Consider the following 20,598-nt stretch of genomic DNA (forward strand, 5'->3'; position numbering starts at 1 on the left):
GTGGGAGCGAGCCTGCTCGCGAAAGCGGCCTCAGACCCAACGAAATTCCGAGGCCGAACACATCAGGCCAATGGGCACCGATCAAAAAACCGCTCCCGGCCCAGAATCATCAGCGCCGCGCGCTTGTGCGGAAAATCGAATTCCTTCTCGCAGTGAAAGCATTGGTTGTGCATATGCCCGATCATCTTCGCGTTGTCGGCACGTGGCTCGGCGACCACGCGCTGGGTCCGTGGATCATCGAGAAACAGGTAATGCACCAGCGCCGATAACCAGCTCGCCACTTTATGCGGGCCGCGATGACTTTCTTCGCCGACCAGCATGTGAATGCCACGGTCGTAATCACCGGCATCGTAAAACGGCGCGATGCGATCTTCCTTGGCCCAGTAGGCTTCGAAATAGGCGAATGGCTGATCGTCAAAACAGCCGATCAGCGTCAGCGTGTGCGGATCGGCCTCGAGCTTGCCGAGGTATTCGCGATGCTGCTCAAGGCTGCCCTCCTCCTGCCAGAAACTCGCCACGCGCGGGCTGTTCTGCCAGCGATTGAAGCGCGACAGATCTTCTTCGATTTCCAGCGTTCGCAAGGAAATCCATGCGCCGAGCCGCGCATCGAAACGCCGATAGACTTCACCGCGCGGCTTCACCGGTCGCAGCGGATGGCGCTTGCCGTGGCTGATGACCATTTGCTGCGGATAGCTGCCGGTCAGTGAAGTGCCCAGCCACGGCTGCGGCAATTGCCAGAACAACGTGCGCTCGCAGCGATACTCACCGGCAACTTCGGTATTGATCAGCAGACCACTGCGCAAGGCCTCGGTCGGCGGCTGATCGAGTTGCCAGGTCAATTGCCGACACGCCGGATCACGGGCGAACAACCAATAACAGGCGGCCCACAAGGCTTGCCCGGGCGGCAGGGCAAAACGTTCATCAAGCTGGATCGGGCCATTGGCCTCGCGGTCCAGGCGCAGCCGAATCAACGGTTGCCCGTCCAGGCTCAGGCTCAGTCGGCTCTCGGTAGCATCAGCGATCAATCGACTGCCCGAGGGCAGAGCCAGGGCAGTCAGGTCATTCAGATTGGACATGGGTCGGGCTCACGTAATCGTCGACAGTTCAACGAAGTGACGTGAGCCGGGAGGGGAAATTTAAGCGCGAGAGGCAATTAGCGCTTCAGTGATGAGGCGCCGGCATCACGGCAATCCTGTACGGCTCGAAAATCCTCAGCAATTCGCCGTTGTCGCGCAAACGCTGCAACAGGTTGCCGAAGGCTTCGCCGGTGATAGGAGCGCTTGGCCGCAGAATCGCGTAATGGTGATAGATCTGATCGGTACGCTGCGACGCCAACAGCTCATCGCGGACCTTCTCGTTGCGCAGCAGGTAATCGAACAGATAGGAACGTGTGACCAGGGCAATGTCGGCGCGCCCGCGCAGGACCATCAGCAGGTTGCTGTCGTGGGAATAGGTCAGCGTCGCGTTGTAGTTTTTCGCGAGATATTTCGGGTCGGCGTTGAAGTCGGCGAATTCGTAGTGATAACCGCTGAACAGTGCCAGACGTTTGCCCGACAGGCTCGAGAAGTAGTTTTGCTGGCGGCCGTCTTCGCGTTGCGCGACAAAAATCTCGGCGTCTTCCAGGCCCATGTCGACGTCGTCGTGGGGAATGTCCTTCCAGCCCCACTCGGGGTTTTCGAAGATCGCCATATCGATGCGGCCTTGCTTGAAATCACCGAAGCGGCGCGGGATCGACGTCGGCACCAGGACAAATTGATAGTCGCTCTGCGAGCGGTTCAGCGCCTCGACCAATTGCGGCAACAGGCCGGTGTCGGCGCCGTTTTCCGGGCGAATCGTATAAGGCGGGAAATGCGCGGCGCCGACCCGGACCAATTGCGCTGACTGAGCGGGCAATACCCATAACGCAGCCAGCGCAGCGAGCAGCAGCCCGGCGGCTGTCCGAATTGGCGAAGACTTCAAAACACCCCACTCCCCGAAAAAAATAGCGATCAATGCATTCAAGCTAGGCGGTTTCGCCGACTTAGCCAGTTTCCCGGCCGGTCCGACAACCGTTCAACGCGCTTCGAGGACCAGAATCAACGCTTCATCGGCGAGTTGATCGAGGCTCAAACTGCCGCCGGCACGGAACCAGGTGGTGGTCCAGGACAGTGCGCCGGTAAGGAAACGTCGGGTAATAAAAACGTCGCCGCGAATATAGCCGGCGTCCTTGGCTTCGCCCAGAACCTGCAGCCAGATGTCTTCATAAACGTCACGTAAAGCAAGGACTTTAGCCTGGCCGTCTTCGGACAATGAGCGCCATTCGTACACCAGCACGGCCATCGCCTCGCCACTGCCGCCCATGATCGACTGCAACTCGCAACGAATCAGTGCCAGCACCCTTTCGCGCACATCGCTCGCCTCGGCCAGGGCTGCGCGCATCAACGCGGTGTTGTAGCGGATGGTTTCCTCCATCACCGCGCGGAGGATTTCATCCTTGCTTTTGAAGTGATGAAAAATGCTTCCCGACTGAATGCCCACAGCGCTGGCCAGATCGCGCACCGTGGTGCGCTCGTAGCCTTTGTTGCGAAACAGGTGAGCCGCCACTTGCAGCAATTTGCCGCGGGCGCTGTCCGGGTCGGTCAACTGGCCCTGGTCGACCAGTTCGCGCATGACCCGCAGGGCTTTTTGCTCGTCCACCCGTTCTCTCCTACAGTCGATCAGTGTGTTGCCCCCTGTAACCGCAGGGTTGCGCGCAATTTAAGCCGCGCGCGGGCACCAAGCAAGCGCTTGGGCAGAAGAATGTTTCGCCTGTTTACAAACCAAGCGCTTGCTTGGTAGCCTCCAGACACTTCTGTCGCAGGTCCCTGAGTCGGAGATAAAAATGCCAACCACCGTGCGAATCGGCTGCGCCAGTGCTTTTGGGGCGACACTTCCACTGCTGCCGCCCAGCTTGTCTCCGGCGGAAACCTGGATTATCTGGTGTTCGATTATCTGGCCGAGATCACCATGTCGCTGATGGCCGGCGCGCGCCTGAAAGACCCGCAGGCCGGGTTCGCGGGTGACTTCGTTGAAGTGCTGGCGCCGCTGCTGACGCAACTGGCCGAACAGAACATCCGCGTGATCAGCAATGCCGGCGGGGTCAATCCGCAGGCTTGCGCGGCGGCCCTGCAAGCGGCCTGTGACCAGGCCGGGGTCCAGCTGAAGATCGCCGTGTTGCTCGGCGACGACTTGCAAGGACAGCTCAAAAACCCCGCCGATATCCGCGAAATGTTCAGCGGCGCGCCGCTTCCGCGCATGTGCGTGTCGACCAACGCCTACCTCGGCGCGCCGGGGATTGTCGAAGCGTTGCGCCTGGGTGCCGACATCGTCATTACCGGCCGGGTGGTCGACAGCGCCGTGGTCAGTGCGGCGCTGGTTCACGAATTCGGCTGGTCGTGGCATGACTACGACAAACTCGCCCAGGCCGCGCTGGCCGGGCACATCATCGAATGCGGCGCGCAGTGCACGGGCGGTAATTTCACCGACTGGCGCGAGGTACCGGATTACGAGCACATCGGTTTTCCGATCGTCGAGGTCAGCGCCGATGGCCAGTTCCTCGTCAGCAAACCCGAAGGCTCCGGCGGACTGGTCACGCCGTTGACCGTCGGCGAGCAGATGCTCTACGAAATCGGCGATCCGCAGGCCTATCTGTTACCCGACGTGATCTGCGATTTCACTCAGGTCAAACTTCAGCAACAAGGCAAAAACGTCGTGCAGGTGCACGGGGCCAAAGGCCTGCCGCCCAGCGACAAATACAAGGTCAGCGCCACGTACCCGGACGGTTTTCGCTGCACCGCCAGTTGCCTGATGGCCGGCATCGACGCAGTGGACAAGGCGCGGCGGGTCAGTCAGGCGATCATCGACAAGACCGCCGAGATGTTCAGCCTGCGCGGCTGGGCGCCGTACAGCGAAACCCATGTCGAACTACTCGGCAGCGAAGCCACCTACGGCCCCCACGGCCAGCGCCGCGACAGCCGTGAAGTGGTGATCAAAATCGCTGTGCGCCATCCCGACAAACGCGCACTGGTACTGTTTTCCAGAGAGATCGCCCAGGCCGCGACCGGCATGGCGCCGGGTTTGACCGGCATCGTCGGCGGTCGTCCGACCGTATACCCCCTCATCCGTCTGTTCTCTTTCCTCATCGATAAAAGCGCCTGCACCCTGCAAGTCGACATCGCAGGCGAACGTCATCCGTGCGCCCTGCCCGACCCGGTGGCTCTGGACAGTGCAAATTTGCCGATCGCCCATCAGCCGCCCAGACCCCAGGGCCGCGCCGATGCCAGTGTGCCGTTGGTGAAACTGGCGGTGGCGCGCTCCGGCGACAAGGGCAACCACAGCAATATCGGCGTGATGCCGCGCCATCCCGATTACCTGCCGTGGATCGCCGAAGCGCTGACCCCTTCGGTGGTGGTCGACTGGATGCGTCACGTCCTCGATCCGCTTCTCGGGCGTGTCGAACGCTGGTATCTGCCCGGCACCCACAGCCTCAACTTTTTTTGGAAAACGCCCTCGGCGGTGGCGGTGTCGCCAGTCTGCGCATCGACCCGCAAGGCAAAGCCTTCGCCCAGCAACTATTGGAAATCCAGATCCCGGTGCCGCAGAGCATCGCCGAACAGCTCGACTAGAGGATGGTGTGCATGGCTTACGCGTCGATTTTCCGCGCCGATCTGTTCAGCGGCCAGAACCTGATTGTCACCGGTGGCGGCAGCGGCATCGGTCGCTGCACCGCCCATGAACTGGCGGCCCTCGGCGCCAATGTGCTGCTGGTCGGGCGCAAGCCGGAAAAGCTCGAAAAAGTCGCCGCCGAAATCACCGAGGACGGTGGCCGCGCGCACTGGAAGGCCAGCGATATCCGCGATGAAGAAGCGGTCAAGCAACTGGTCAAAGAGCTGATCGCCGAACACGGGCCGATCCACGGCCTGGTCAACAACGCCGGCGGCCAATACCCGTCGCCCTTGGCTTCGATCAATCAGAAGGGCTTTGAAACGGTGCTGCGGACCAATCTGGTCGGCGGATTTCTGATGGCCCGCGAAGTGTTCAACCAGTCGATGAGCAAACATGGCGGCAGCATCGTCAACATGCTCGCTGACATGTGGGGCGGCATGCCCGGCATGGGCCACTCGGGCGCCGCGCGTTCAGGCATGGACAACTTCACCAAGACTGCTGCGTTCGAGTGGGGTTACGCCGGGGTCCGGGTCAACGCGGTGGCGCCGGGCTGGATTGCGTCCAGCGGCATGGACACTTACGAAGGCGCATTCAAAGCGGTGATTCCGACCCTGCGCGAGCATGTGCCGCTCAAGCGTATCGGCACCGAATCGGAAGTCAGTGCGGCGATCGTGTTTCTGCTCAGCCCGGCGGCGGCATTCATCAGCGGCACCACAGTGAAAATCGACGGCGCCGCCAGCCTCGGCAGTCGCGCCTGGCCGCTGCACAAGGCCAGCCACAGCGAATCGTTCAATGGTTTTCACCGCGCGTTTTTACCAGAAGTGTTGCGTCCCGACGCGCTCAAGGACAAGGAATAAGCCATGGCGCAGATTCAGTCGCAACTCGATCCGCACAGCGAAGCGTTCGCGCGCAACCGCGCGGCCATGCTCGCCGCCATCGAGCAGGTGCAGCAGCTCGAACAGAACCTGCTGAACAAGGCCGCCGAAGCCAAAGAAAAATTCAGCAAACGCGGGCAACTGTTGCCCCGCGAGCGCTTGAACCTTTTGCTCGACCCCGGCGCGCCGTTCCTCGAACTGGCCAGCCTCGCCGGCTACAAGTTGCACGACGACAAGGACGGCAGTTCGGCCGGTGGCGGGCTGATTGCCGGCATCGGTTATGTCTGCGGCATCCGCGCGATGGTGGTCGCCAACAACAGCGCGATCAAGGGTGGCACGATCTCGCCGAGCGGCCTGAAAAAATCCCTGCGCCTGCAACAGATCGCTCGGGAAAACAAACTGCCGATGATCACCCTCGCCGAAAGCGGCGGTGCCAATCTCAACTACGCGGCGGAGATTTTTGTCGAAGGCGCGCGCAGTTTCGCCAATCAGGCGCGCATGTCAGCGATGGGTTTGCCGCAGATCACCGTGGTGCACGGCTCGGCCACCGCAGGCGGCGCCTATCAACCGGGGTTGTCGGATTACGTGGTGGTGGTGCGCGGCAAGGCCAAGCTGTTTCTCGCCGGCCCACCGTTGCTCAAAGCGGCGACCGGCGAAGTGGCCACCGATGAAGAACTCGGAGGCGCCGAAATGCACGCGCAAGTCGCCGGCACTGCCGAATATCTCGCTGAAAACGACGCTGACGGCATACGCCAAGTCCGCGACATCATGCGCATGCTGCCATGGAACGAGCAGTTGCCGTGGCTGCCGGAGCCGCAATTCAAAGAACCGCTCTACCCCATCGACGAACTGCTCGGGCTGATCCCGGATGATGCAAAAAAACCCTACGACGTGCGCGAAATCATCGCGCGGATTGCTGACGAGTCGGACTTTCTCGAATTCAAAGGCGAGTTCGATCAGCAAACCCTTTGCGGCCAACTGAAAATCCAGGGCCGCGCCTGCGGCTTCATCGGCAACAACGGCCCGATCACCCCGCAAGGTGCGAGCAAGGCGGCGCAGTTCATCCAGTTGTGCGACCAGAGCCAGACGCCGCTGCTGTTTTTCCACAACACCACGGGTTTCATGGTCGGCACCGAATCGGAACAGCAAGGGGTGATCAAGCACGGCTCGAAACTGATTCAAGCGGTGGCCAACGCACGGGTGCCTAAACTGACCATTGTCGTCGGCGGTTCCTACGGCGCCGGCAACTACGCCATGTGCGGGCGCGGGCTCGATCCGCGCTTCATCTTCGCCTGGCCCAACAGCCGCACGGCAGTGATGGGCGGCGCACAGGCCGGCAAGGTCTTGCGCATCGTTACCGAAGCCAAACAGCTCAAGGACGGCATCGAGCCCGATCCGAAAATGCTCGACATGCTCGAACAGATGACCGCGCAGAAACTCGACAGCCAGTCCACCGCACTGTACGGCAGCGCCAACCTGTGGGACGACGGCCTGATCGACCCGCGCGACACCCGCACCCTGCTCGGTTACTTGCTGGATATCTGCCACGAAGCCGACACGCGCAAGCTGCAACCCAACAGCTTCGGCGTCAGCCGCTTCTGACCGCCACGGATCCTACGGAGAACAACAACAATGATCTTCACCCCGGAACACGAAGCCCTGCGCCGCACCGTCCGCCAGTTCGTCACGCACGAGATCAACCCGCACGTCGAAGAATGGGAAAAGGCCGGGCGCTTTCCCATTCACGAAATCTTCCGCAAGGCCGGTGAGCTGGGCCTGCTGGGCATTTCCAAGCCGGAAAAATTCGGCGGCATGGGCCTTGATTACAGCTATTCGATCGTCGCCGCTGAAGAGTTCGGCACCATTCATTGCGGCGGGATTCCGATGTCGATCGGCGTGCAGACCGACATGTGCACACCCGCCCTCGCCCGCTTCGGCTCCGATGAATTGCGCGAAGAATTCCTGCGCCCGGCCATCACGGGCGAACAGGTCGGTTGCATCGGCGTTTCCGAAGTCGGCGCCGGCTCCGATGTCGCCGGGCTGAAAACCACGGCGCGCAAGGACGGCGATGACTACGTGATCAACGGCAGCAAAATGTGGATCACCAACTCGCCGAGCGCCGATTTCATCTGCCTGCTGGCCAACACTTCGGACGACAAGCCGCACATCAACAAGTCGCTGATCATGGTGCCGATGAACACCCCGGGGATCAGCCTCAGTTCGCACCTGGACAAGCTCGGCATGCGCAGCTCGGAAACCGCGCAGGTGTTCTTCGACAACGTGCGCGTGCCCCAGCGCAACCGCATCGGCCATGAAGGCGCGGGGTTCATGATGCAGATGCTGCAGTTCCAGGAAGAACGGCTGTTCGGCGCGGCGAACATGATCAAGGGCCTGGAATATTGCATCGACAGCACCATCGAGTACTGCAAGGAGCGCAAGACCTTCGGCAACGCGCTGATCGATAACCAGGTGATCCACTTCCGCCTCGCCGAATTGCAGACCGAAATCGAATGCCTGCGCGCCCTGGTCTATCAGGCCACCGAGCAATACATCAAAGGTCAGGACGTAACGCGCCTGGCGTCGATGGCCAAGCTAAAGGCCGGACGCCTCGGCCGTGAAGTCAGCGACAGCTGCCTGCAATATTGGGGCGGCATGGGCTTCATGTGGGACAACCCGGTGGCCCGTGCTTATCGCGATGTGCGTCTGGTATCGATTGGCGGCGGCGCCGACGAAATCATGCTGGGGATCATCTGCAAACTGATGGGCATCCTGCCGGGGAAAAAGAAATGAGCCGCCTGCCCGATTGCCAGACGCTGTTGCTGGAACTGCATGGTGGCGTGCTGCACATCACCCTCAACCGCCCGGACAGCCGCAACGCGATGAGCCTGCAAATGGTCGCCGAACTGCGCGCGGTGCTGGCGGCGGTGCGTGATGACCGCACAGTGCGGGCCTTGGTGCTCAGCGGTGCCGGCGGGCATTTCTGCGCCGGTGGCGACATCAAGGACATGGCCAATGCCCGGGCTCAGGGCGCGGACGCTTACCGCGAGTTGAACCGGGCGTTTGGCGCGCTGCTGGAACAAGCCCAACATGCGCCGCAAGTGCTGATCACTGTGCTGCAAGGCGCCGTGCTCGGCGGCGGCTTCGGCCTGGCTTGCGTCAGCGATGTTGCGATTAGCGATCACAAGGCGCAGTTCGGCTTGCCGGAAACCAGCCTTGGCCTGATCCCGGCGCAAATCGCACCGTTTGTGGTGCAACGGATAGGCCTGACCGAAACCCGCCGACTCGCGCTGACGGCGGCGCGTTTCGATGGCGCTGAGGCACAGCGTCTGGGCTTGGTGCATTTCGTTGAACAGGATGCGCAGGCGTTGGCCGAGCGACTGGATGAGGTGTTGCAACAGGTGGTGCGCTGCGCACCGGAAGCGAATGCGATGACGAAAAAATTGTTGCTGGCGAGTGCCGGACAGCCGTCGAGTGCATTGCTCGATGAGGCGGCGCAGTGGTTCAGCGCGGCGGTGACTGGAGACGAGGGAATCGAGGGGACCATGGCATTTATGCAGAAACGCAAACCTCGGTGGGTCAGCTAAAAGCTTCGCGAGCAGGCTCGCTCCCACAGGTCGAAATGCATTCCAAATGTGGGAGCGAGCCTGCTCGCGAAGAGGCCCGCACCTTCGCCGCCCAAAACTCAGGAGCGCCCGAATTCGCGGTTGAAATGCGTTCCAAATGTGGGAGCGAGCCTGCTCGCGATGAGGCCATTCCCATTCACCGCTATCATTTCAGGAACCCCACCATGCCCACCCTCCACAAAATCCTGATCGCCAACCGCGGTGAAATCGCCTGCCGCATCCAGCGCACGGCCCAGGCGCTGGGCTATCGCACCGTCGCCGTGTTCAGCGACGCCGACGCCGATGCGCTACACGTGCAAATGGCCGACCAAGCCGTGCACATCGGCCCGGCGCCGGTGCAGCAGTCCTACCTCAACATTGCGGCGATCATCGACGCCGCCCGCCGCTGCGGCGCCGACGCGATTCACCCGGGCTACGGTTTTCTCTCGGAAAACGCCGATTTCGCCCGCGCCTGCGCCGAGGCAGGGCTGATTTTCATCGGCCCCAGCGTCGAAGCGATCGAACTGATGGGCAGCAAACGCCTGTCGAAAATTGCCATGCTCGACGCGGGCGTGCCATGCATTGCCGGCTATCAAGGCGCAGCGCAGGACGACGCGACCCTATTGGCCGAAGCCGAGCGCATCGGCTATCCGCTGATGATCAAGGCCAGTGCCGGTGGTGGTGGACGTGGCATGCGTCTGGTGCACGAGGCCAGCGAACTGGCGGCGCAACTGCGCACCGCGCGGTCCGAAGCAATGAACGGTTTCGGTAGCGACGAGTTGATTCTTGAGCAGGCGTTGATCGAACCGCGCCATGTCGAAGTACAGCTGTTCGGCGACCAGCACGGCAATCTGGTCTACCTCGGCGAACGTGATTGCTCGATCCAGCGCCGCCATCAGAAAGTCATCGAAGAAGCGCCGTGCCCGGTGATGACCGCCGAGCTGCGCCAGGCCATGGGCGAAGCGGCGCTCAAGGCCGGGCGCGCGGTGGATTACGTCGGCGCTGGCACCGTGGAGTTCCTCCTCGACGCGCGCGGGCAGTTCTACTTTCTGGAGATGAACACCCGTCTGCAGGTCGAACATCCAGTGACGGAAATGATCACCGGCCTCGATCTGGTCGCGTGGCAACTGCTGGTTGCCGAGGGCCAGCCGCTGCCGCTGACCCAGGAGCAGATCCGTCTCGACGGTCACGCCATGGAAGTGCGCCTCTACGCCGAAGATCCCGCTGCGGATTTTCTCCCGCAAACCGGCCGAATTGCCGCATGGCAACCGGCGTCGGGCCACGGTGCACGGATCGATCACGGTCTGCTTGAGGGCCAGTCGGTCAGCCCGTTCTACGACCCGATGCTGGGCAAACTGATCGCCCACGGTGCAACCCGCGAAGAGGCGCGGCGCAAGCTGTTGCGTGCGGTGCAGGACACCGTGCTGCTCGGTGTGCAAAGCAATCAACGTTTGCTCGAGGGCCTGTTGCAACATCCGCAGTTCATCAGCGGCGATTTCAGCACCGCCTTCATCCAGCACCATTTTTCCAGCCATGCCAGCCTCAACACTTATGTGCCGACGACGGAGCAACTGGCGATTGCTGTGGTGTTGTTCTATCAGGCCAGCGCCCTGCCCCATCGCGCCCCGCTGAACGGCTGGCGCAACAACGCGAGCGTGCCGTTGCACTATCGACTCGGCAGTGACGAGCAGGACTGGACGCTGTCGGTGCTGGCGCGCAAATCCGGCGAATGTGTCGTGCAGCTGGGCGAACGCACGCTGGAGTTGAAAATCATCAAGCACACCGCGCAATCGGTAACCATGGAAATCGACGGCCTGCGCCAACGTCACGCCTATCGTCTGCACGATGGGCAGCTATGGCTGTTCACCCATCCGGGCAGCCTGCGCCTGGAGGATCGAACTCATGCGCCGATCGACAGTCAGACCAGCGTCGCCTCCGGCACCCTCAAAGCGCCGATGGACGGTGCCATTGTCGACGTGCTGGTCAGCGAGGGCAGTACGGTCAGCAAGGGTCAATTGCTGGTGGTGCTGGAGGCAATGAAAATGGAGCATCCGCTGAAGGCCGGCATCGATGGCGTGCTCAAACGGGTGCAAGTGAAGGTTGGCGATCAGGTAAAAAATCGTCAGGTTCTGTTGCAGGTCGAGTAGTCGCCCGGGCACAAGCGCGGGGTTTGACTACGCTCTGATAAATCAGAACGCGGAAATCAGGAACCCTGCGATGCCCCATTGGCTGGTCATAGATCTGGAAGCCACCACAGACGAGGGTGGCTGGCCGGTCACGGAAATGGAAATTATCGAGATCGGTGCGACCCTGGTCGACCGCGCCGGGCGCGAGCAGGATCACTTCCAGCGCTTCGTCAAACCGACCCGCCGGCCATTGCTGACGCCGTTCTGTCGGGAGCTGACACACATCACCCAAGCCAACATCGATTCGGCGCAACCGCTGAGCGAGGTCTGGCCGGCCTTTGAGCGTTGGCTGGCGCAGCATCAGGCTCGCCTTGAAGGCTGGGCCAGTTGGGGCGGTTACGATCGCCAGCAATTGCTGCAGGAGTGGCAGCGCCTGAACATCGACAGCGGCCTGAGCAAAGTCCCGCACATGAACCTCAAACAGCGCTTCGCCAAGGCCCGCCGCCTGGAACGACCGCTGGGGCTCAACGCCGCGTTGCAGCTGGCGGGCATGCAGTTCAACGGCCAACAACATCGCGCGCTGGAAGATGCCCGCAATACTGCACGGTTATTGCCGCTGGTCCTGCCGCTCTAGACGCGTGACGGCGCGAAAAGCCTTGTGCATACTGGCCGCCCCCTTTTAAGCCCTTTTCGAGGAATCCGCCCATGTTTAAAGTCAACGAGTACTTCGACGGCACCGTCAAGTCGATCGCCTTTGGCACCGCTGAAGGTCCGGCGACCATTGGCGTCATGGCCCCGGGCGAATACGAATTCGGCACCAGCCAGCGCGAGATCATGCATGTGGTGTCCGGCGCGCTGAGCGTGAAACTGCCAGACAGCAGCGACTGGGAAACCTTCGCCGCCGGCAGCCAGTTCAACGTCCCGGCCAACAGCAAGTTCCAACTGAAAGTCGCCGTTGATACCGCTTACCTGTGCGAATACCGCGGCTGATCCCGCCGGTTTCACAGCGCAAAAAAATGCCCGCGTCCAAAAGACCCGGGCATTTTTCGTTTTAGCGACAACCTATTCGAGGATTTCCACCGGCATGCCGACTTCCAGGCGGCCGTTGCCGTCGTTGACCAGATTCTGCCCGAACATCGCGCCATCGGCGGTTGAGCGATGTTTCTGTAACGTCGCGAACGGCTCGCGATCGGCGCTACGCTCACCGGTTTGCGGGTCGACAGTGGTCATGATGCAACGCGCGCACGGCTTGACCACGCGAAATTCGATGTCGCCAATGCGAATACGCTTCCAGTTGTCCTCGGCGTAAGGCGCGCTGCCTTCGATGACCAGATTCGGACGGAAGCGCAGCATCTCCAGCTCTCGCCCTACCGTTTCCGAGAGTGCCAGCCGCGAGGCTTCGCCAATGAGCAGCAACGGATAACCGTCGGCGAACGCCACTTGATCGTCATCCTTGCCGAAACCCGACTGCGTGGTGCGCGCCCGCTCGAGTGGCATTTGCACCAGACGTGTCGGCTTGCCGAGGAAGTCGCTGACAAAACGCGCGGCTAGATCACCGGCGTCCGGCACACGCAGGGTGTCACGCCAGATCGTCACACCGCGCTGCTCGGCGTCGGCCGCGGGCAGCGCGACTTCGATAGAACCCTGCTCGGGAGCGCTCAGAGTCAGACCGCCGCCGGCATTCCATAACGCGGACAGCTGACTCATCTTCGCTTCGGCACGCTGGGTCAGAAAGCGCCCGCTGGCCTCGTCCACCAGCATCCAGCGTCGGTCGCCCACCAGCCCGAGCTTGTCCAGCTCAATGCTTTGCAGCATTTCGCCCTTGCCGGATTTCAACGGGTAACGATAAAGCGCGCTCAGACGCAGCATGGCCAGCTTCCTTGGAGGAAAAACGCCACCCTATACGAGCTTCAATACCGAATCAAAGCCGTCATTAATGTAAATACACTTCTGTGGGAGCGAGCCTGCTCGCGAAGAGGCCGGCACATTCACCATCAATGTGTCAGACCCTGCGCTTTCGCGAGCAGGCTCGCTCCCACTGGAAGCAAGATGTGCGTGTTTCAGGCCGGCACGGCGTCGAGCATCAGACGCTGGCGCACCACGTCGACCAGTTTGTCCGGCTGGAATTTGGAGAGGAAGTTGTCGCAACCGACCTTCTTCACCATCGAGTCATTGAAACTGCCGGAAAGCGAGGTGTGCAGCACGACGTACAGGCCACGCAGGCGAGGGTCGTTGCGGATCTCCGTGGTCAGGCGATAACCGTCCATTTCCGGCATTTCCGCATCGGTGAAGATCATCAGCAGTTTGTCAGTCATATGCACGCCGGTATCGGCCCAGGCCTTGAGCATGTTCAAGGCTTTCAGACCGTCGCTGGCAATGTGCATTTTCACCCCGAGCTGGCCGAGGGTGTCGCGCAGTTGCGAAAGCGCTACGTTGGAATCATCCACCAGCAACACTTCGCGGCCACGGGCGCGCTCCAGTACCGGATCGTCGAGTTTCTCGCGCGAGACCTTGGCGTTGTACGGGACGATTTCAGCGAGGACTTTCTCGACGTCGATGATCTCCACCAGTTGATCGTCGACCTTGCTGATCGCGGTCAGATAATGCTGGCGGCCGGCACTGGTCGGCGGTGGCAGAATGGCTTCCCAGTTCATGTTGACGATGCGGTCGACACCGCCGACGAGGAAGGCCTGCACCGAACGGTTGTATTCGGTGACGATGATCGTGCTGTTCGGGCCCGGCACCAGTGGGCGCATACCGATTGCCTGGGACAGGTCGATCACCGGCAATGTCTGCCCACGCAGATTGACCACGCCGCAGACGAAGGGATGACGCTGCGGCATCAGGGTCAGCTTGGGCAGTTGCAGCACTTCCTGAACCTTGAACACGTTGATCGCGAACAGCTGGCGTCCGGCCAGGCGAAACATGAGGATTTCCAGGCGATTCTCACCCACCAGTTGCGTGCGTTGGTCTACCGTGTCGAGAATGCCGGCCATCAATGACTCCTGGGCTTGTTCTGATGAATTCACTATGGGGGTTTATCGGCTGCATTCAGCTAATCTTGATTGCTGTAAAGCACGTCGCTAAAAATGCCACAAACGGCCATTGATGTCACACTGACATCATGCTTTACTGGCATTCGTGATTTCATCTGCTAGATTCATTGCGGCGCGACCTCGGTTTGCACGTTAGGTTCCCGCGCCTAAGGGATTCCCCTAGGATCAATCAGGCCCAACCTGATATTCGCCATTTCCAATAGCCATTACTGTGACGCCATTCTCATTGCATGAACGGAGTCAGGCTATTGTGTGCGATCGCAATTCAGTGGCAACCCACCCTCTGGAACCCCTCGGTCCGTGCACCTGCACCGCCGGGCGCGATCTGCCGACGATTCACGATCGTCGCCACACACGGCCATCCGTCAACCAACACGACGTGGTGGAGATGAACATGCCAATCGACCGTAAAGACTGGGCGCAACGCTTCCCCGAATTTCTGGTCGAGGCTGAAACGCTTCTCGCCAAGTCCGAAGAATGCCTGAGCCATCTGCAACTGATCAGCAATGACAAGGATGCCATCGACTGCATGCTCGGCACTCTGCTGAAGCTGGCCGGCCGTGCCGAAGCCTTGGCACTGGAAGCGATCTCCGAGTTTTCCCTGCACATCTACAGCCTGCTCAATTTGCAGCAGGACCACGTCGATCTGCACGAGCAGGCCCTCGATGCGTTACGCGACTGCCTGACCTTGATGGCGTGGCAGCTCGAGCTGGTCGATCCCAAGACCGGGCAACTGACCCTGGATAAAAGCGAACAGACTGATCTGCTCGAGGCCTTCGCGGCACAAATGGGCCAAACCTCGTTCGAGCCCAAGAGGGTGAGCAAACGTTTGCTCTCTTCATCCTTTACCGCGCGCCAGGCTTGAGCCGGTAAGTCGCGATATTGTCGTAAATGAATACTTCGTGCCTGAAAGCGACAATCCGGGGCAAATAATCAGCCCGACCAACGGCTAATTTTCAGGTGCCGCCATCAGGGTTTTCCCTGTGTGCACCCAGCGACACTTCCAGCCAAATGGAAGTGGCCCAAATACAACAACTCCAGCTTTTTCCAATATGGAACTTGCGTCCACGATCCGATATTTCCTGACTGAATAGACATATATAGCAACCGCGACCAACGGTATGTTAAGTGGTATTATGCCGCCGGTTAGTTGCCTGCCGGTTAATGGCATACTGACTTCAGTGTTACCTTTTCGATGTTATTGCCGGTCAATGATCGCTTAATGAATGCGGTTTGAATCAATAACATAATTGACAGTATTTCCACACAGAGATCCGCCAGTCACCGGTCGGTCTGCCCGCAGCGAACATCCATTGGCTCCATCCGTTATGTACGCCAGTCTCAAGTCACTCATTACATGGCCACCTTCTCGGGAAAACGCCCGGCGCTTCACACTTGTCCTGTGTGTTCTGGCGACCTTGGGCAGTCTGCTGGCGTATGTTGTTTCCGCACGCCTTCCTTTGGGATTGCTGGCGCTCGACATCGCCGCCACCGCGTGCGTCTGGGTGCAATATCGCTTGTCACGCAAATCGATCAAGTTTCAACCACAAGAGCTGGCTGATCGACTTCTGCAAGTCCAGGAAAACGAGCGTCATCGCCTCAGCCGTGAATTGCACGACGATATCGGCCAGTTGCTCACTGCCGCCAAGCTGCAAAGTGACTGGCTCAAACGCCGCCTGCCGGAGGATCTGCAGGAACAATGCAAGGTGCTCTGCGACACACTGGATGAAACCCTGACCAAGGTGCGTGACGTCTCGGCGATTCTCAATCCACGTCAATTGACCAGTCTGGGCCTCGAAGCCAGCCTGCGTGCGCACTTGCTCAAGACACTGGCCAACACGCCGGTCAACTGGAGTCTCGATTGCCAGCAGCGGCTCAACGGCATCCCCGAGGAAATGGCCGTCGCCGCGTTTCGCATTGCCCAGGAAGCCGTGACCAACATCCTCCGGCACGCACAGGCAAAAAACCTGTTGATTCGGGTACAGCGATTGCCGCAAGGTCTGACGCTATTGATCAGTGATGACGGCCTGGGTTTTGCCCCGGCGGCCGACCCGGCCAGAGAAGGTCAACGCGGCATGGCCGGAATGGCCGAGCGCATCGAACAGTTGGGCGGCACATTGAGCGTTATCAGCGAGCCGGGCAAAGGCACTCGAATCGAAGCACTTTTCCCGTGGGCGCCGCGAGCGCTCGAACGGGCCAGTACGAATAAGGTTATGCGTTGACTTGTAACTTACTTCTGGTGGATGACCACTCGCTGATCAGAGCCGGCGTGCGTGCTCTGGTTCTGGATATTCCCGGTTACGCGGTAATCGGCGAAGCCAGTGATGGTTCGCAATTGCTCGAAATGGTCGAGCAACTGAGCCCCGACATCGTATTGCTGGACATCTCGATGCGGGAAACCGGTGGCCTGGAAGCGCTGCAACGCCTCAAGCGTGTGCGGCCGCAGAGCAAAGTGCTGATTCTGTCGATGCACACCGACCCGGCGCTGATCATGCAAGCGCTGGAGTCCGGTGCCCATGGCTACCTGCTCAAGGACACCACGGCCACCGAGCTCGAGCACGCGCTGGAAGCCCTGCGCAACAACGAACGCTATCTCAGCCCGGCCATCGCTCACACCGTTATCAATCAGGCACTGACCCGCAACCAGAAAAGCCAGCCGGACATCGCCGATTCGCACAATCTGACCGCGCGCCAGCTGGAAATCCTTCGCCTGATCGTGCGCGGCAAATCGACCCGGGAAATCGCCAACGGCCTGGGCTTGAGCGTCAAGACCGTGGAAACCCACCGCGCACAGATCATGAAGCGCCTGCAGATCTATGACGTGGCGGGCCTGGTGCTGTTCGCCGTGCGCGAGCAGATCATCAGTCTTGATGACTGACTGGCGTCAGTTGACTCAATAGCGGCGAGTCCTTTGGCAAGTGCACCTGCAACGCTGCGGGTTTCGCAACAAAACGCAGACTGTCGCCTTCCAGCGGCTCGCCGTCGAGATTGATGCTCAGCCCTTCGGCGACCTTGATCTCGACCCACGGCAATCGCGCCCGCATGAACATGTTGTCGAGGCCGAAGCCCTCGCTCAGCAGATTCTTCAGCGTGCCGACCAGTTCTTGCGGTGCCGGCAGGATACTGATGTCCAGCAAACCATCATCGACCTGTGCCTCGGGGCACAGCACATGGCCGCCACCCGCCTGCCGACCGTTACCGATACCCAGCGCCAGCAGCTCACCCTGCCAATGGAAATCCGGGCCTTGCAACTCGCCGTAAGCGGCATGCAGTTCGCTGAACCGGGTCAGGCCGGTAAACAGATACGCGGCGCCGCCCAAGACCTTCTTCAGATCTTCCGAAGTATTGGCGGTCACCTGGCTGCCGAATCCGCCGGTAGCCATGTTGAGGAAAATCTGCCCGCCCACTTCGCCCAGATCGATATCCGAGGGCTGAACATCCAGTAGCTCAAGGGCTTCGGCAGGCTCCAGGGAAATACCGGCGGCGCGGGAGAAATCGTTGGCGGTTCCCAGCGGCAGCAACACAAGACTGGCTTTTTGCGGATGCTGAGCCAGCGCCTCGGCAATATCGCGCAACGTGCCATCACCGCCACCGGCGATGATTTTGCTGTAGCCGGCCGCCAACGCTTCCTCGACCAGACGCTGGGCGTCGCCGGCCTCCCAGGTCACTCGCACAGCCAGTTCCCAGCCTTGCTCACGCTTGGCTTCGACGGCAGCGCGGACATCCTCGTTGAGTGCCTGTTTGCCATGCAAGATCAGCAGTGCCCGGCGTTCACTCATAACGTCACTCCAAGAATTGAAATCGATTGAAACATCTTGACCACTGTGCGCCTTAAAAAAGCCACCGCGCTGGCAATTAATTCTTCGTCCAACTGCTGGCGTCCTACACAGCGGTATTTTTTCTTACGAAACAAGAGGAATCGGCTTAATTGACCCCGTCCGACCATTGGGTCACCGTGTGCCAGCAGCATCAACCTTCAACCCAATAACACAAGGATGTGCCGGTAATGAACGGATACCCCCCGATTTATTTCCATGAATCGAGCAATGGCGAAACCAGCAAGCGTGCAGTTGATACGATCGGCGAGAACTTCCATGCACAACCATGAAACCAAGGCACCGGTGAGCCCGGTCGCCGCTCTCGCCGAAAGTCGTGCCAGCAAGAAACCAGACTTCTGTAACAGCGCCAAGACCCCTGGAGAGTTTGATATGGAACCCCGAGTCAGCGAGCTGGAGACTCACTTCAAATACATGCGCCGCGATATGGACGAAGTGCTCAATGATGTCCGGACGATCAAACACCGCCTGGCGTATTCGGCGGGTGCCACCGCTGTCATCCTCGGACTGCTGGGCTGGGTGGCCAACAGCCGATTCGACCAGTTGGTGACATTGATCAGCAACTGACCGAATCATTCGTTGCACGCGCCGTGCGTATCAGCCGACGCGTGCATGGGCGAGATGCTCTACCCCAGAAGGTCACTGAGGGGAATGAAGCTCACTGCATCACCCTCGCTCAGCGTGCGGCCTTCTCGGACTTCCACCAATCCGTCGGCCCACGCCGCGCTACGCAGCACACCCGAACTCTGGTTGCGGTAAATGATCGCCCGCCCCTGCTCCAAGCGCCCGCGCAGATATTCACGACGGTTGCCGGCCACCGGCCAGACAAAGCCTGCTGGCACTGCAAACTTGAGCGGCTCGACATCTTGCACACCCACGCGTCGCAACAGATAAGGCCGCGTCAGCAAGGCGAACGTCACCAGCGTAGAGGCGGGATTGCCGGGCAGGCCAATCACCGGCACGTTGCGGAAATGGCCGAACGTCAACGGTTTTCCAGGCTTGATGGCCAGCTTCCACAAGGCCAGTTCGCCTTCCTCTCGCAAGGCAATGCCGAGAAAATCCGCTTCACCGACCGAGACACCGCCAGTAGACAGAATCAGATCGACATTTTGCAGTTCGCCCAGCCGCGCCCGCGTCGCGGGTAGATCGTCCGGAAGAATTCCGCCATCGATGACTTCGCAGCCCAGACGCTGCAGCCAGCTGCACAGAAGTACGCGATTGCTGTTGTAGATCTGGCCCGGCCCCAATGCCTGACCGGGTTCAACCAGTTCGTCCCCAGTGGACAGAACCGCGACCCGCGGCTTGCGCACGACGTTAACCCCGGCACAGCCAAGCGAAGCAGCCAGGCCTTGCTCAATCGGTCCGAGCCGGGTTCCAGCTTGCAGTATCAATTCGCCGACCGTGGTTTCCTGCCCTTGCGGACGAATGTTCTGCCCGGCTTTCATAGGTTCAAGAAAGCGCACTCGGCCGTCGGCCTGAACTTCGGCGTTTTCCTGCATCTCGACACAGTCAGCGCCCGCCGGCAGCGGTGCCCCGGTAAAGATGCGTGCGCAGCTGCCTGGTTCCAACGGCTGCGGAGACTGCCCGGCAAAAACTTTTTGGCTGACTGGCAGCGGCTCGCCCTGCCAATCCGCCAGGTTCAAGGCGTAGCCGTCCATGGCGCTGTTCGGCCACGGCGGCAGATCCAGCGTCGAGATCAGATCTTCAGCTAGCACCCGCCCTTCGACTTGAGCCAGCGGCAAGTGCTCGCGCTCGACAATGCGCGACGCATCGGCCATGGCCAGCAAACGCTCGAGCGCCGTTTCGACAGGCAGCAGACTGCCGGTCTTGCCCGGCTTACCCACGGGATTCACAAGGCGCCGCCTGCTTCAGATGGGTGACGAAGTTGCACGGACGATGACGGGCGTCCAGTTGCTCAGCAAGAATGCCATCCCAGCCAGTGCGCACCGCATTGGTCGAACCCGGCAGGCAGCACACCAGCGTGCCGTTGGCCAAGCCTGCCAAGGCCCGGGACTGCACGGTCGAAGTGCCGATATCGGCCACGGAGATCTGGCGGAACAGTTCGCCGAATCCGTCGACCTGCTTGTCGAGCAGGCACGCCACCGCTTCCGGTGTGCTGTCACGCCCGGTGAAGCCGGTGCCGCCGGTAATCAGCACGACCTGAACCACATCGTCGGCAATCCAGTTGGCGACTTGCGCGCGAATTTTGTAGAGATCATCTTTAAGCAAAACACGCTCGGCCAGCGCGTGACCGGCCGCGATCAAGCGATCGACGAAGACCTGGCCGGAGGTATCGGTTTCCAGGGTTCGGGTGTCGCTGACAGTCAGCACCGCAATATTGAGCGGCACGAAAGGTACATCAGCCTTGGCTTTCATAGGCTCTTCCAGTTGTAGGGGAAACAGCCCGGTGTTATATCACA

At 60.6% G+C, this 20,598-nt stretch carries 19 protein-coding genes and 1 pseudogene; 12 read left to right on the forward strand and 8 right to left on the reverse strand.

Annotated features, from left to right (window positions below; all coding sequences use genetic code 11):
* Positions 1–62: 62 nt before the first annotated feature.
* The 3 genes from AB4N41_RS00270 to AB4N41_RS00280 form a co-directional block, all read right to left on the reverse strand.
* Complete coding sequence (locus AB4N41_RS00270; RefSeq protein ID WP_252876679.1) at positions 63–1,076, reverse strand: GNAT family N-acetyltransferase; 1,014 nt, start codon at positions 1,074–1,076, stop codon at positions 63–65.
* A gap of 85 nt (positions 1,077–1,161) precedes the next feature.
* A complete protein-coding gene (locus tag AB4N41_RS00275) occupies positions 1,162–1,959 on the reverse strand; it encodes a substrate-binding periplasmic protein (RefSeq protein WP_041478456.1) in 798 nt (265 codons plus the stop codon).
* Positions 1,960–2,052: 93 nt separating this feature from the next.
* Positions 2,053–2,676 (reverse strand): TetR/AcrR family transcriptional regulator, encoded by a 624-nt coding sequence (locus AB4N41_RS00280; RefSeq protein WP_125926324.1) that lies wholly within the window; start codon positions 2,674–2,676, stop codon positions 2,053–2,055.
* A gap of 184 nt (positions 2,677–2,860) precedes the next feature.
* Between AB4N41_RS00280 and AB4N41_RS00285 the strand changes: the two are divergent.
* From AB4N41_RS00285 to ppnP, 8 genes and pseudogenes are all read left to right on the forward strand, one after another.
* Positions 2,861–4,643, forward strand: a pseudogene (locus AB4N41_RS00285) (acyclic terpene utilization AtuA family protein).
* Positions 4,644–4,655: 12 nt separating this feature from the next.
* Positions 4,656–5,540, forward strand: a complete 885-nt coding sequence (locus tag AB4N41_RS00290; protein WP_252876681.1) for an SDR family oxidoreductase — start codon at positions 4,656–4,658, stop codon at positions 5,538–5,540.
* Between the two features lie 3 nt (positions 5,541–5,543).
* Positions 5,544–7,160: a geranyl-CoA carboxylase subunit beta gene (atuC, locus tag AB4N41_RS00295; RefSeq protein ID WP_150742496.1), complete on the forward strand. Its 1,617-nt coding sequence runs from the start codon at positions 5,544–5,546 to the stop codon at positions 7,158–7,160.
* Between the two features lie 30 nt (positions 7,161–7,190).
* Positions 7,191–8,348: a citronellyl-CoA dehydrogenase gene (atuD, locus tag AB4N41_RS00300; RefSeq protein WP_056788533.1), complete on the forward strand. Its 1,158-nt coding sequence runs from the start codon at positions 7,191–7,193 to the stop codon at positions 8,346–8,348.
* On the forward strand, positions 8,345–9,142 hold the full coding sequence (locus AB4N41_RS00305; RefSeq protein ID WP_252876682.1) for an enoyl-CoA hydratase/isomerase family protein: 798 nt from the start codon (positions 8,345–8,347) through the stop codon (positions 9,140–9,142). Before atuD ends, AB4N41_RS00305 begins: the two co-directional genes overlap by 4 nt.
* A 203-nt stretch (positions 9,143–9,345) precedes the next feature.
* The gene (locus AB4N41_RS00310; RefSeq protein WP_252876683.1) at positions 9,346–11,307 is read left to right on the forward strand and encodes an acetyl/propionyl/methylcrotonyl-CoA carboxylase subunit alpha; all 1,962 of its coding nucleotides are present in this window, start codon (positions 9,346–9,348) and stop codon (positions 11,305–11,307) included.
* Between the two features lie 70 nt (positions 11,308–11,377).
* Entirely contained in the window at positions 11,378–11,920 is a 543-nt protein-coding gene (locus AB4N41_RS00315) for a 3'-5' exonuclease (protein WP_236168512.1), read from the forward strand.
* A gap of 71 nt (positions 11,921–11,991) precedes the next feature.
* Entirely contained in the window at positions 11,992–12,276 is a 285-nt protein-coding gene (ppnP, locus tag AB4N41_RS00320; protein ID WP_039759849.1) for a pyrimidine/purine nucleoside phosphorylase, read from the forward strand.
* A 72-nt stretch (positions 12,277–12,348) separates the two neighbouring features.
* Here the strand turns inward: ppnP and AB4N41_RS00325 are convergent, their stop codons facing one another.
* Both AB4N41_RS00325 and AB4N41_RS00330 read right to left on the reverse strand, forming a co-directional pair.
* The gene (locus AB4N41_RS00325) at positions 12,349–13,155 is read right to left on the reverse strand and encodes an MOSC domain-containing protein (RefSeq protein WP_150637785.1); all 807 of its coding nucleotides are present in this window, start codon (positions 13,153–13,155) and stop codon (positions 12,349–12,351) included.
* A gap of 191 nt (positions 13,156–13,346) precedes the next feature.
* Complete coding sequence (locus AB4N41_RS00330) at positions 13,347–14,282, reverse strand: chemotaxis protein CheV (protein WP_016770829.1); 936 nt, start codon at positions 14,280–14,282, stop codon at positions 13,347–13,349.
* A gap of 454 nt (positions 14,283–14,736) precedes the next feature.
* On the opposite strand from AB4N41_RS00330, the gene AB4N41_RS00335 reads away from it, so the two are divergent.
* The 3 genes from AB4N41_RS00335 to AB4N41_RS00345 all read left to right on the forward strand — a co-directional run bounded on the left by AB4N41_RS00335 (position 14,737) and on the right by AB4N41_RS00345 (position 17,220).
* Entirely contained in the window at positions 14,737–15,207 is a 471-nt protein-coding gene (locus AB4N41_RS00335) for a hypothetical protein (protein WP_095182263.1), read from the forward strand.
* A gap of 463 nt (positions 15,208–15,670) precedes the next feature.
* Positions 15,671–16,564 (forward strand): sensor histidine kinase, encoded by an 894-nt coding sequence (locus tag AB4N41_RS00340; RefSeq protein ID WP_024013690.1) that lies wholly within the window; start codon positions 15,671–15,673, stop codon positions 16,562–16,564.
* Complete coding sequence (locus tag AB4N41_RS00345; protein WP_041478445.1) at positions 16,561–17,220, forward strand: response regulator; 660 nt, start codon at positions 16,561–16,563, stop codon at positions 17,218–17,220. The genes AB4N41_RS00340 and AB4N41_RS00345 overlap by 4 nt, the downstream gene beginning before the upstream one ends.
* Here AB4N41_RS00345 and yegS read toward each other — a convergent pair.
* On the reverse strand, positions 17,204–18,121 hold the full coding sequence (yegS, locus tag AB4N41_RS00350; protein WP_252876684.1) for a lipid kinase YegS: 918 nt from the start codon (positions 18,119–18,121) through the stop codon (positions 17,204–17,206). The two genes, AB4N41_RS00345 and yegS, sit on opposite strands and share 17 nt — an antisense overlap.
* 315 nt (positions 18,122–18,436) lie before the next feature.
* Here yegS and AB4N41_RS00355 point away from each other — a divergent pair, with 315 nt between their 5' ends.
* Positions 18,437–18,745 carry a hypothetical protein gene (locus AB4N41_RS00355; protein WP_172834003.1) on the forward strand — a complete coding sequence of 103 codons (309 nt, stop codon included), beginning with the start codon at positions 18,437–18,439 and terminating at the stop codon, positions 18,743–18,745.
* 59 nt (positions 18,746–18,804) lie between these two features.
* On the opposite strand, the gene AB4N41_RS00360 is transcribed toward AB4N41_RS00355, so the two are convergent.
* Both AB4N41_RS00360 and moaB read right to left on the reverse strand, forming a co-directional pair.
* A complete protein-coding gene (locus AB4N41_RS00360) occupies positions 18,805–20,031 on the reverse strand; it encodes a molybdopterin molybdotransferase MoeA (protein ID WP_252876685.1) in 1,227 nt (408 codons plus the stop codon).
* Positions 20,015–20,554, reverse strand: a complete 540-nt coding sequence (gene moaB / locus AB4N41_RS00365) for a molybdenum cofactor biosynthesis protein B (RefSeq protein ID WP_016770598.1) — start codon at positions 20,552–20,554, stop codon at positions 20,015–20,017. Before moaB ends, AB4N41_RS00360 begins: the two co-directional genes overlap by 17 nt.
* Positions 20,555–20,598: the final 44 nt, after the last annotated feature.

Source organism: Pseudomonas sp. S2_A10 (assembly GCF_054668465.1).

Excerpts from the sequence above, each read along its gene's own strand:
- AB4N41_RS00325 (WP_150637785.1), bottom strand. The coding sequence starts at position 13,155 with ATGCTGCGTCTGAGCGCGCTTTATCGTTACCCGTTGAAATCCGGCAAG.
- ppnP (WP_039759849.1), top strand. The coding sequence starts at position 11,992 with ATGTTTAAAGTCAACGAGTACTTCGACGGCACCGTCAAGTCGATCGCC.
- atuC (WP_150742496.1), top strand. The coding sequence starts at position 5,544 with ATGGCGCAGATTCAGTCGCAACTCGATCCGCACAGCGAAGCGTTCGCG.
- moaB (WP_016770598.1), bottom strand. The coding sequence starts at position 20,554 with ATGAAAGCCAAGGCTGATGTACCTTTCGTGCCGCTCAATATTGCGGTG.
- AB4N41_RS00310 (WP_252876683.1), top strand. The coding sequence starts at position 9,346 with ATGCCCACCCTCCACAAAATCCTGATCGCCAACCGCGGTGAAATCGCC.
- AB4N41_RS00355 (WP_172834003.1), top strand. The coding sequence starts at position 18,437 with ATGCACAACCATGAAACCAAGGCACCGGTGAGCCCGGTCGCCGCTCTC.
- atuD (WP_056788533.1), top strand. The coding sequence starts at position 7,191 with ATGATCTTCACCCCGGAACACGAAGCCCTGCGCCGCACCGTCCGCCAG.
- AB4N41_RS00270 (WP_252876679.1), bottom strand. The coding sequence starts at position 1,076 with ATGTCCAATCTGAATGACCTGACTGCCCTGGCTCTGCCCTCGGGCAGT.
- AB4N41_RS00315 (WP_236168512.1), top strand. The coding sequence starts at position 11,378 with ATGCCCCATTGGCTGGTCATAGATCTGGAAGCCACCACAGACGAGGGT.
- yegS (WP_252876684.1), bottom strand. The coding sequence starts at position 18,121 with ATGAGTGAACGCCGGGCACTGCTGATCTTGCATGGCAAACAGGCACTC.
- AB4N41_RS00305 (WP_252876682.1), top strand. The coding sequence starts at position 8,345 with ATGAGCCGCCTGCCCGATTGCCAGACGCTGTTGCTGGAACTGCATGGT.
- AB4N41_RS00335 (WP_095182263.1), top strand. The coding sequence starts at position 14,737 with ATGCCAATCGACCGTAAAGACTGGGCGCAACGCTTCCCCGAATTTCTG.
- AB4N41_RS00290 (WP_252876681.1), top strand. The coding sequence starts at position 4,656 with ATGGCTTACGCGTCGATTTTCCGCGCCGATCTGTTCAGCGGCCAGAAC.
- AB4N41_RS00330 (WP_016770829.1), bottom strand. The coding sequence starts at position 14,282 with ATGGCCGGCATTCTCGACACGGTAGACCAACGCACGCAACTGGTGGGT.
- AB4N41_RS00340 (WP_024013690.1), top strand. The coding sequence starts at position 15,671 with ATGTACGCCAGTCTCAAGTCACTCATTACATGGCCACCTTCTCGGGAA.